The organism is Tessaracoccus lapidicaptus (assembly GCF_001693815.1).
Lineage (GTDB): Bacteria > Actinomycetota > Actinomycetes > Propionibacteriales > Propionibacteriaceae > Arachnia > Arachnia lapidicapta.
In genome coordinates this window covers 1-10271 of record NZ_MBQD01000012.1, presented here as the reverse complement: position 1 = coordinate 10271, position 10271 = coordinate 1, and the positions used below count along the sequence as shown (strand labels likewise).

The following is a 10271-nucleotide window of genomic DNA, read 5'->3' as shown; positions in this document are numbered from 1 at the left end:
TCTCCGAAGGATCCATGGCGCTACTGCTCCCCGCCCGCGATAATGAACCCATCGCCGCCATCACCGGCGGCGACGCGTGAGCAACCGGGGAACACCCCGAAAGCCCACCACCCAGCGGGGCGCAATCCAGATCAGATCAATGCTCAGAGACGACCTTCGTCTTCCGGGTGGCGAAGTATGCGTTTTCCCGGCGGTGCCAGAGGATCGCCGTCGCGGCACTCGCAGCCATCAAAATCGGCGCGAAGAGCGCGGCCGGTCCAAGTGTTCCGTAGATCGCGTAGCCGATGAGCGGCACCACAGCGGCTGCGATCAAGCATCCGATGGCGATCCACGACGGCGAACCCCTTCGGAGCCCAGGCAACAGCAGGATGACTCCTGCTACCCCCGCAATCAGCGACAACGGGGCGTCAAAGCGCGCATACCCCAGCAAAAGCGGGTCGAACCAAGAATGCCGAGTCATGGGCATCTCAACACCCAGTGACGGGTCGACGAGCCAGCGCATCTCCAGGGTCGGCAGCAACATCACCACGACGCCCCCCACAGCAAAGACCACGGCGACGGCGCCCAACCAACGCTTCATTGCCCGATCATCGCAGGGCCGATGTTGGCAAGGGTCGGAACCCAATCAAGTAGACTCGAGCTCGGCGCGGCATGTCCCAGCAAGCCCTTCGAGGTCGAGCTTCACTGTGTCACCCGGGGGTGACCGGGAAACACGCGAAACCGACTTCGAAAGCCACTCGAAGAACTCTTTGAAGTTGAGCCCACGGAGCCGGAGCGGCGGCCGGTTCGGGCTGAACCTTGCCAGCACACTCATGTCGGCATCAGCGCCGACAACTCAGCGATGGAATCGTTCTTCGCGTTGCTGGAGCTGCGATTCGTCTGAGCCGAGCCCCCGAGTGTACATCGACGTCAGCCCTCCGGCGAGGTGGGTGGACGTTGTCTTACTGCGGACCTTCGCAGAGTAGGAGGATGGCATCTCCTAGCAAGCGACGCGCTGACGCCGTCAACGAAGGGCCGCGATGATGGCGTCGTGGAGCTCGGTGTCGAGCTCAAGACTGTCGAAGGTTGCGGCATGCTCCCAGATGAGAGCGGCCGTGGCTCGGATTACATTCATGGGCTCCTCCCCCGTGGCGACAAGGCGGACCCGACGCCCGTCGGCGGCAACTACTGCATCAGCGGCGGCCGACTTGAGGAACTTGCCGTTGCGCGTGAGACGGATCGGGGGGTACGGCAAGGTGAGATCACGAAGGTCGCGCAAGATGAAGTCGGGTCTTGCATCGGGGTGCGCGGCGAAGGCATCTTGAGGCTGACTGATGCCAGTGAAGACGAGGGCGCTACTCATCCCGGATCGGTTTGCGCCTCTGATGTCTGTGTCGACCTGGTCGCCGATGAATAGCCATCGGGAGCCGGGGAATCGTTCGCGCGCGGCGTCGAAGATCGCCTCTTCGGGCTTTCCGGCCACGAGCGGTTCGCGGTTGACGACAGCGCGTACGGCTGCGACGATCGCACCATTGCCGGGGGCCAGGCCGCGCTCGAGTGGAAGTGCGGTGTCGAGGTTCGTCGCAACCCACGGAATCCCGGAGGCCAGAGCGTAAGCAGCTTCGGCGAGGTCATTCCAGCTCACGTGTGGTGAGAAACCTTGCACGACCGCATCGGGATGCTCATCCGCCGTGCGGACAAGTCGGTATCCCGCCCCTTGGAGCACCGTCGTCAGCCCCGGACCACCGACGACCAGCAGAGACGTTCCAGGCTCGACGACCCTTGAGAGGAGCAGCAGTGTCGCCTGCGGTGAGGTGACGACATCATCTGCGTCGACGCCGAGTCCCATTGTCGTCAGCTGTTCCGCGACGTCCGCTGCCAGCCGAGAGGCGTTGTTCGTCAGGAACCCCACCGTCTTCGTCTCTCGAGCCGCGTTCAAAGCGGTGACGGCGTGCGGTATGGGTGCTGCGCCGCGGTAGACGACTCCGTCGAGGTCGGAGAGGATGACGTCCGCGCTGTCAAGAGGGGTGGGGTGGGCGTCTCTGGCCATGCTGTCTCCCAGGTCGATGGGTGGACTACAGTCCGGTCTTCCATTCTACGCCGATTCGGTCTATGATCAGCTAGACAGGGCTATACAGGTATAGATAGGAGTCCCGTATGTTGATTGGCATTGGCTGCGACCCGAATGCAGCCACCCTCAAGGATGCCGTCGCTGATTACCTTCGCGAGCTCGGCCACGAGGTTCGTGATTTCGGCTCCGACGACCCCCTGTACCCGAAGACAGCCATAGCGGTGGCGGAAAGCGTCGCGGCGAAGGAGGTCGAGCGTGGTGTCGTGATGTGCGGCACCGGCATCGGCGTCTCCATCTCTGCGAATAAGGTTCCCGGGGCGTACTGCGCACTGCTCACGGACGCGTACCAAGCCGAGCGTGCTCAGCTGAGCAACGACGCCAACATGGTCGCATTCGGAGCTCAGGTCACCGGCGTCGAGTCGATCAAGCGACTCGTTCGCGAATACCTCTCGGTGTCGTACGGGGAGAACGAGCGGAGCGCTCCGAAGCTCGCCGCTCTGTACGACTACGAAACCGAGAACACTCGCGTATGAATACCGTCCCGCTGCAGATCGAGGCGGAACTCGCACGCCTGAACGTCCTGCGGATGGTGCGGGCAGGCGGTTCTGGCCACCTTGGAGGAGCACTCTCGTGCATCGACATCGTGACCGCGCTGTACTTCGCGACCATGCGCGTCAACCCGCAAGCCCCGAAGGACCCGAACCGCGACCGGTTCCTGCTGTCCGCGGGCCATAAAGCAATGGCGCAGTACGCCGTCCTCGGCCGGCGCGGCTACTTCGAGGAGACGCTGTACGACACCTACGGCTCCGTCGGCAGCAAACTCGGCGGTCACCCTGACCTTCACAAGCTTCCGGGGATTGAAGCGAACACGGGCGCCCTGGGTCACGGGCTGTCGATTGCCGCAGGGATGGCACTTGGCCTTCGCGCAGCGGGCAACGGAGGACGGGTTTTCACCGTCCTTGGGGATGGTGAGCTCCCCGAAGGGGCGAACTGGGAAGGCGCGTCCATTGCGGCCCACCACCGACTCGACAACCTCGTCGCTTTCGTCGATGTCAACGATCTGCAGATCTCCGGGCCGACCGCTGAGGTCATGAACATGGAGCCGATTGCCGACAAGTTCGCAGCGTTCGGGTGGAACACCGTCACCATCGACGGGAACGATATCGATGCCGTCCTCGGCGCCGTCAGCACCGCGGACGGTGAAAAGGGCCGGCCTACTGTCGTCGTTGCTCGCACGACGAAGGCGAAGGGCATCAGCTTCCTGGAAGGGACCCTTGCCTCGCACTACTGGAAGCCGACGGTCGAGGAACTCGACCGAGCCGAACGTGAAGTGCACGCCCGCATCGACAACCTGCGCGAATGGAACGACCATGGCTGCTGAGACGCCTACTCTTATCGATCCGCGAAAGACCTTCGGGCAAGCAGTGACCGACCTCGCTGCGAGCGATGACCGTGTCGTCGTCCTCTCCGCCGACAGCGGGCTGTCGTCGGGATTCGGCTCATTTCGCGAGCGCTACCCCGACCGCTACTACGAGTTCGGCATTCAGGAACACGGAACAACGGGCGTCGCGGCAGGTCTCGCAACAACCGGGAAAATCCCCGTCTTCGCAGCCATCGCAGCGTTTGTCACCAACCGGAACTACGAAGCATTCCGTAACGACATCGCGTACATGGGTCAGAACGTCAAGATCGTCGGTCGCAACGGAGGGATCACTTACTCCGACCTCGGGCCCACACACTACTCCCTCGAAGACTATGCAATCATCCGCATGCTTCCCGGGGTCGTCGTCCTCTCACCCCAGGACCCCGGAGAGATCCGGGAGGCAGCGAAGGCGATGATTGAGCACGACGGGCCCGTGTACATGCGCATCGGGGGCCCATCGATCCCCGATCTGTTCCCGCAGGCACCGTTCACCATCGGGGAAGGGCGGATGATTCGGGAAGGGTCTCGCGCAACGGTCGTCACGACGGGGACCATCACCCCGGAGGTCGTGGTCGCGGTGCAACGGCTCGCGGACGACGGCGTCGATGTGGAGCTCATCGGGATGCCAACTGTCGAACCTGTTGACGCGGCGCTTATCCGCGCGTCCGCTCATCGCACCGGACGCGTCATCACCGTCGAGGAGCACTACACCCGCGGCGGTCTCTCCGCGGCCGTTGGCGAGGCTCTGGCATCCTCGGGAATTCCCGTGCACGCCATCGGGTTGCCGCATGAGCACATCGTCACCGGTACGTACTCAGGTCTGCTTGCCCGATACGCGCTTGACGCCGCGGGACTGTACGAGCGCATTCGGCTGCTCGTCCGCTAGGCGGACCCGCTGTGGTGGGCCCCGAGTTATCCACCACGGCGGGTTCACTCACGCTTGTAATCGAACTTCAGCCGCACCGCATCGCCGCGGAAGACGATGGTCGAGTACTCAAAGGCCGTCCCTGCCGGGTTCGTGATGACATCCGTCAACAGCAGTGCCGGGTCGCCCTTGCGCAGCTCCAGCAGCTTGGCGTCGGTTCCGTCCACGGCGATGACTTCCAGATCTTCGGAGACACTCTTCATCGACAGATTGAATTTGTCTTCGAGAACCACGCACAGCTGCTCGTTGACGACATCCAGCTGATCCAGTCCCGGCGCGAGGCTCGCTGGCACGAAGGAGCGGTGGACGCTCAGAGGCTTCCCGTCTACCGTCCGCAGTCGCATGATGGCGATGACCTCGGCGCCCTCCGGCAGATTCAGGTGCTCACGCACTCTCGTCGGCGCGGGAGCGCGCTCCGTAGAAATCAACGTCGTCACGATGTCGTACCCGAGCACTTCGAGCTGCTCACGGATTCCTTTGTATGCAGGAGAGACCGCGTTGATCTTTTGCGGGGCGACGAACGTGCCCTTGCCAGGGACGCGGATGAGCAGACCCTCACCCGCCAGCTTGTTGAGCACACCACGAATCGTCATGCGGCTCAGGCTGTACTCCCGGTTCAGCTCGTTCTCCGACGGGATGCGCTGCTCGGGTGCCCACTCACCACTGGCGATCTTCGCGTGAAAGATGTCCTCGAGCTGCTGATAGATCGGTGTCGCTGAGTCGCGCTCAATCACGTCGGTCATCCTTACGCCTCCAGAATTTTCCACATGATCTTACCAAGTAGGTCTTGTATAGAGTTGTATAGCCATGTACTCTGGGTCCAGACGGACCGGAACGAAGGATGTTCTGGCCCGAGCTCGACACAAGGAAGTGAGATCGGACTATGGCCGTATCAACTCGTCGTCTCACGACGGGAGCTCGGAAGCACGGATACGCGGTTCCCGCCGTGAACGTCTTCGACGAGATCAGCATGCGCGCGGTCATCGCCGCAGCCGAGGAGAAGGACTCGCCTCTGATTGTCCAGGTCTCGACAAAGACTGTTCGCACCTCGGGGACCGCTTTCATCACGAGCCTTTTCCAGGCGCTCACGCGGCACACATCCGTGCCGGTCGCGCTCCACTTGGATCACTGCCCGGACCGTTCTGTCCTCTCTGACGTCATTGCCGCCGGGTGGTCATCGGTTCTCTTCGATGCTTCTGACCGTGATCTTGCTGATGCAGAGCGTGAGACGACGGAAGTCGTCAAGGAGGCTCACGCAGCGGGCGTCGACGTCGAATCCGAGATCGAGAACATCCTCGGGGTCGAAGACGGAGTCGGCAGCGACGAAGCCCACCACGCGTATAGCGTCGACCAGCTCGCAGCCATCGCGGAGCGCACCGGTGCTGACCTGCTCGCCCCGCAGTTGGGCACGAGCCACGGCCTGTTCACGTCCAAGCCGACCCTTCTCCCTGAGCGCGCCCGCGAACTCGCGCACCTCACGGACAAGGGAATTGTTCTTCACGGGGGAACCGGCCTTGAGCCCGCCGACTTCCGCGCCTTCATCAACAATGGCGTCTCCAAGATCAACATCTCCACAGCCGTCAAGCACGCGTACATGCAGGCATCGGCGGAGCATCTCGATTGGGCACGCGCCAACAACCATTGGGATCCGCCGAAGTTGATGACTGCCATCGGTGATGCTGTCACCAGCGTCATCGGTGACCACATCGAGTGGTTCGGCTCCGATGGCATGGCAGCCAAGGCGAAGGCCGTCAAGCCGTGACTCGCGCCCTGATCTTCGACTGCGACGGAGTGCTCGCAGACACCGAGCGCTATGGTCACCTGCCCGCCTTCAACGACACCTTCGCGCATTTCAACCTTCCCGTGCACTGGTCCGAGGAGGACTATGCCGAGAAGGTACGAATCGGCGGCGGCAAGGAGCGTCTCGCCTCGCTTCTCACCAGCGACTTCATTGCGTCGGCGAACTTGCCCACCGACGAAGCTGCACAGATCGAGCTCGTCAAGCGGTGGCACCGCTTCAAGACGGACCGCTATACAGCGAAGGTTCGAGCTGGTGAGATGCCCGGGCGGCCCGGAATCGCCCGAATCGTCGCTGCTGCACACGACGCAGGATGGCTGCTCGCTGTCGCATCCACGTCCGCCGAAGAATCGGTGCGCGCCGTGCTGGAGCATGCGGTCGGTGCAGAGTCCGCCTCCTGGTTCCGTATCTACGCGGGAGACGTGGTCCCGGCGAAGAAGCCGGCACCGGACATCTACCTGCTCGCTCTGCGGGACCTCGGTGTCGACGCGGCGGACGCTGTGGTCGTCGAAGACAGCCAGAACGGGCTGCGGGCCGCCGCCGCGGCCGGCATCACCACGGTCGTGACGGTGTCCAGTTACACCGCCGACGAGGACTTCACCGAGGCGGCACTGGTCGTTGACAGCCTGGGTGACCAGCCGCAGACGCCAGCGCGCTTCCTTTCCAACCCGCGTGGCGTCGAGGAGACCGGTCAGGTCACCCTCGACACCCTCACTGCCCTCACCATCCGATAACCCAACCCGAGGATCATCATGAGCAGCACCTTCAGCCAGGCGGGCGTCGCCCGCGTCGAGAGCGTCATCAAGCTCATCGCACAGACGTGCGTCGACAATGAGAAGTACTTCAGCGACCTGGATGCCGTTGTCGGCGACGGCGACTTCGGATACTCGCTCGCTCGCGGATTCGAGAACGTCATCGCCGAATGGGACGAGTACGACCGGTCGGATCTCAGCACCTTCATCCAGAAGGTTGCGACTACGATGTCCGGCCGTATCGGTGGCTCGTCCGGCCCGATCTGGGGCACGGCGTTCCTTCGCGCCGCTATCTCCGTGAAAGACAAGAACGACATCAGCCAGGCCGATGTGGTCGCGATGCTTCGCTCGGCCGTCGAGGGCATCATGAAGCGCGGCGGCGCCTCCCTCGGAGACAAGACGCTGCTGGACGCTCTGGTCCCGCTCACCGATGCCATCGAGGCGGACCTCGATAAGGGTCTGGACGGCAAGGCTGTCGCTCAGCACGCAGCCGAGGTCGCACGCGCCGCCGCCGAAGAGACCGCGAAGCTCGAGGCACATCGTGGCCGCGCGTCCTACACCGGTGAGCGCAGCATCGGCTCCCCCGACCCGGGCGCCATCGCGATGGCAGTGCTCGCCGAGCGCGTCGCCGAGACCTGGTAACGACTCACCCTCCCTCCACCCCCATCCCACACAAGGAAGTGAGAACACAATGAAGAAGTTCATCAACGACCCGAAGGCGTTCGTTCCGGAGATGCTGAAGGGTCTGGCCCTGGCGAACCCTGACACGCTCACGTACGACCCGAAGTACAACCTCATCGTCCGCGCCGATGCGCCCAACAACGACAAGGTCTCCATCATCCAGGGCTCCGGCTCTGGCCACGAGCCCGCACACGTGATGATTGTCGGCAAGGGCATGCTGGACGCCGCCTGCCCCGGTGACGTGTTCGCCGCCCCGCCCACCGATTTCGTCGTCGAGGCCGCACGCCGCGTCAAGAGCGACAAGGGTGTGCTGCTGCTGGTGAACAACTACACCGGCGACAAGATGGCATTCGAAATGGCAGAAGAGCTCGCTGCCGCAGAGGGCATCAAGGTGCGCACCCTCTTCATCGACGACGACGTCGCGGTGAAGGACTCGCTGTATACCATCGGTCGCCGCGGCGTCGCTGGCAACTTCTTCGTCATCAAGGCCGTCGGCGCTGCCGCTGAGGCCGGCAAGGATCTCGACGAGATCGTCCGGATCGGCGAGAAGGTCAACGCCGTCACCCGCACCATGGGCGTGGCGCTCACCGCCTGCACCCCGCCCGCCAAGGGCGAGCCGCTGTTCGAGATCGGCGACGACGAGATCGAAGTCGGCATCGGTATCCACGGTGAGCCCGGCCGTGCACGTCAGAAGTGGGTCCCGGCGAACGAGATCGTCGACCTGCTTCTGGAGCCCATCGTGAGCGACATCCCCTACAGCAGCGGCGATGACGTCGCGCTGATGGTGAACGGTCTCGGTGGCACGCCCATCAGCGAGCTGTACCTTCTGTACGGCATCGCACACGAGAAGCTCGCGGCCCAAGGAATTACCCCAACCCGTAGCTATGTCGGCGAATACTGCACCTCGCTGGACATGGCGGGCGCGTCCATCACGCTTGTCAAGCTTGACGACGAGATCCGCGAACTTCTCGAGGCTCCCGCGGAGATCCCGATCCGCACCTTCTAAGGAGCCCCCCGCTGTGCGGCGCAGGTCACGCTGCGCCGCACAGTCTCACACTGAGCAATCCCCGGGTGGGCCGCGGTTGGCCCTCGACTGTCCACCCGGCGCCGCTCGCACGCACACCATCCCTTGTACCACGCTCAATCCGAGCCCGCGGTTTGACCTCCGCGGACACAGACGTCCGCGGATGGGTGCCCGTGGCCGGCCCGCTCATCGGAGGCGCGCTCGCCACCGGGTTGTCCATCGCACTGCTTCCTGTCATCTGACGGGAACCCCTAGCCCTCGGTCGGTCCACTGTCTTTCAAGTCATGATCGGGACCGTCCGAGGCTCCACCCCAGTCGTCGCTCATGCGACGCCTAACACCCGCAACACCTGACCTTCAATGAAGAGGAGACACCATGTCGAACCCCAAGATTCAGGACACCATCACCCTTGAGGACGCACTCCGCGTCATCGATGCCGCCATCGCGCGCGCTGAGGAGATCGGACAGCCCCAGGACATCGCCGTCGTGGACGCCGGAGGCAACCTCAAGGCACACGTGCGGATGGATACTGCGAACATCGGCAGCATCCACATCGCTATCAATAAGGCGTATACGTCCATTGCCTTCCAGACCCAGACCAAAGACCTCACGGGAGCAACACGCCCGACCGGCGACCTGTACGGTCTCAACGATGCTCACGGCGGCCGCATCGTCGTGTTCCCCGGAGGCATTCCGCTCGTCCGCGACGGTGTCATCGTCGGTGCCATCGGAGTGTCCACCGGCAGTATCGAAGAGGACCAGACAGTAGCCGAGGCCGGAGCCGCCGCACTCTGACCTAGGGCGTGTCTGACAATGTCTTGACCCAGGCGATGACGGCGTTGAGGACGACGGCCGCGCGGCAGACGATGGCGTGTTTGTCGTGAAGCGCCCTGAGAAGGCCGCAGCAGTGGAGACCTGACCGCCCGGTTGATGCGCTCTGCGGGGATCGAGGGCGTGAGGGGTTCGAAGCGGATCAAGACGACGAGGCCGGACCCGGCGTCGGCGCGGCACCCTGATCTGGTGAAGCGGGAGTTCACCGCGACCGCACCGAACCGGCTCTGGGTCACCGACCTGACATTCGTGACGACCTGGACCGGGCGTCGCCTACGTGTGCTTCATCATCGACGCGTTCAGCAGGATGATCGCGGGGTGGCGGGTCGCATCGCACATACGCACCGAGATGGTCCTCAACGCGATCGAGATGGCCCGCTGGTCCCGCGGCGCCCGGCACGAGAATCCGCGGTGTTGCATCGACCGGTTGAACTCGCCCAATTCACCTCGATTCGCTACGGCGAACCCCTCGCAGACATCGGCGCCACGCCCTCGATCGGAACCGTCGGCTGTCGACGACGGTTGAAAACTGAACACTTTCGACGGTGAAAAGTGGACACTCCCACGACGATCGGAGAGTGATCACTATGGAGGATTGGGCCTTGATCAGGAGGCTTGCCGCGGAGGGTGTGCCGAACGCGCGGATCGCGGCGAGGTTGGTGTCAACGCCGGACGAAAACTGACCCCCTGTTGCCGATCGAAAATTGACCCCTCTCATGGTTGTTGTTGGTTCTACTTGGTTGGTTGGCGACGGTGGCCGCGGGTGCGGTAGGAGTCGCCGTCGAGC

11 protein-coding genes and 1 pseudogene are annotated in these 10271 nt (G+C 63.5%); 9 read left to right on the top strand and 3 right to left on the bottom strand.

The window, feature by feature from the left end:
- Window positions 1–136 precede the first annotated feature (136 nt).
- Both BCR15_RS05220 and BCR15_RS05215 read right to left on the bottom strand, forming a co-directional pair.
- Window positions 137–580 carry a hypothetical protein gene (locus BCR15_RS05220; protein ID WP_068751154.1) on the bottom strand — a complete coding sequence of 148 codons (444 nt, stop codon included), beginning with the start codon at window positions 578–580 and terminating at the stop codon, window positions 137–139.
- Window positions 581–1003: 423 nt separating this feature from the next.
- A complete protein-coding gene (locus BCR15_RS05215) occupies window positions 1004–2029 on the bottom strand; it encodes an HAD-IIA family hydrolase (protein WP_068751153.1) in 1026 nt (341 codons plus the stop codon).
- 107 nt (window positions 2030–2136) lie between these two features.
- Here BCR15_RS05215 and BCR15_RS05210 point away from each other — a divergent pair, with 107 nt between their 5' ends.
- From BCR15_RS05210 to BCR15_RS05200, 3 genes are read left to right on the top strand one after another with little or no spacing between them, the layout of a single operon-like run.
- Window positions 2137–2583: an RpiB/LacA/LacB family sugar-phosphate isomerase gene (locus BCR15_RS05210; RefSeq protein WP_068751151.1), complete on the top strand. Its 447-nt coding sequence runs from the start codon at window positions 2137–2139 to the stop codon at window positions 2581–2583.
- A complete protein-coding gene (locus BCR15_RS05205; protein ID WP_068751149.1) occupies window positions 2580–3431 on the top strand; it encodes a transketolase in 852 nt (283 codons plus the stop codon). Before BCR15_RS05210 ends, BCR15_RS05205 begins: the two co-directional genes overlap by 4 nt.
- Window positions 3421–4359: a transketolase family protein gene (locus BCR15_RS05200; RefSeq protein WP_068751146.1), complete on the top strand. Its 939-nt coding sequence runs from the start codon at window positions 3421–3423 to the stop codon at window positions 4357–4359. The genes BCR15_RS05205 and BCR15_RS05200 overlap by 11 nt, the downstream gene beginning before the upstream one ends.
- 44 nt (window positions 4360–4403) lie before the next feature.
- On the opposite strand, the gene BCR15_RS05195 is transcribed toward BCR15_RS05200, so the two are convergent.
- On the bottom strand, window positions 4404–5141 hold the full coding sequence (locus BCR15_RS05195) for a GntR family transcriptional regulator (protein WP_068751144.1): 738 nt from the start codon (window positions 5139–5141) through the stop codon (window positions 4404–4406).
- Window positions 5142–5281: 140 nt separating this feature from the next.
- On the opposite strand from BCR15_RS05195, the gene BCR15_RS05190 reads away from it, so the two are divergent.
- From BCR15_RS05190 to BCR15_RS14305, 6 genes and pseudogenes are all read left to right on the top strand, one after another.
- Window positions 5282–6160 (top strand): class II fructose-bisphosphate aldolase, encoded by an 879-nt coding sequence (locus tag BCR15_RS05190; protein ID WP_068751143.1) that lies wholly within the window; start codon window positions 5282–5284, stop codon window positions 6158–6160.
- On the top strand, window positions 6157–6930 hold the full coding sequence (locus tag BCR15_RS05185; RefSeq protein WP_068751141.1) for an HAD-IA family hydrolase: 774 nt from the start codon (window positions 6157–6159) through the stop codon (window positions 6928–6930). Before BCR15_RS05190 ends, BCR15_RS05185 begins: the two co-directional genes overlap by 4 nt.
- Before the next feature lie 18 nt (window positions 6931–6948).
- Complete coding sequence (gene dhaL / locus BCR15_RS05180) at window positions 6949–7590, top strand: dihydroxyacetone kinase subunit DhaL (protein ID WP_068751139.1); 642 nt, start codon at window positions 6949–6951, stop codon at window positions 7588–7590.
- Window positions 7591–7639: 49 nt separating this feature from the next.
- Entirely contained in the window at window positions 7640–8635 is a 996-nt protein-coding gene (gene dhaK / locus BCR15_RS05175; protein WP_068751136.1) for a dihydroxyacetone kinase subunit DhaK, read from the top strand.
- A gap of 393 nt (window positions 8636–9028) precedes the next feature.
- Complete coding sequence (locus BCR15_RS05170) at window positions 9029–9448, top strand: GlcG/HbpS family heme-binding protein (protein WP_068751134.1); 420 nt, start codon at window positions 9029–9031, stop codon at window positions 9446–9448.
- A gap of 117 nt (window positions 9449–9565) precedes the next feature.
- Window positions 9566–9994 (top strand): annotated as a pseudogene (locus tag BCR15_RS14305) (DDE-type integrase/transposase/recombinase); the annotation flags it as partial.
- Between the last annotated feature and the right edge of the window lie 277 nt (window positions 9995–10271).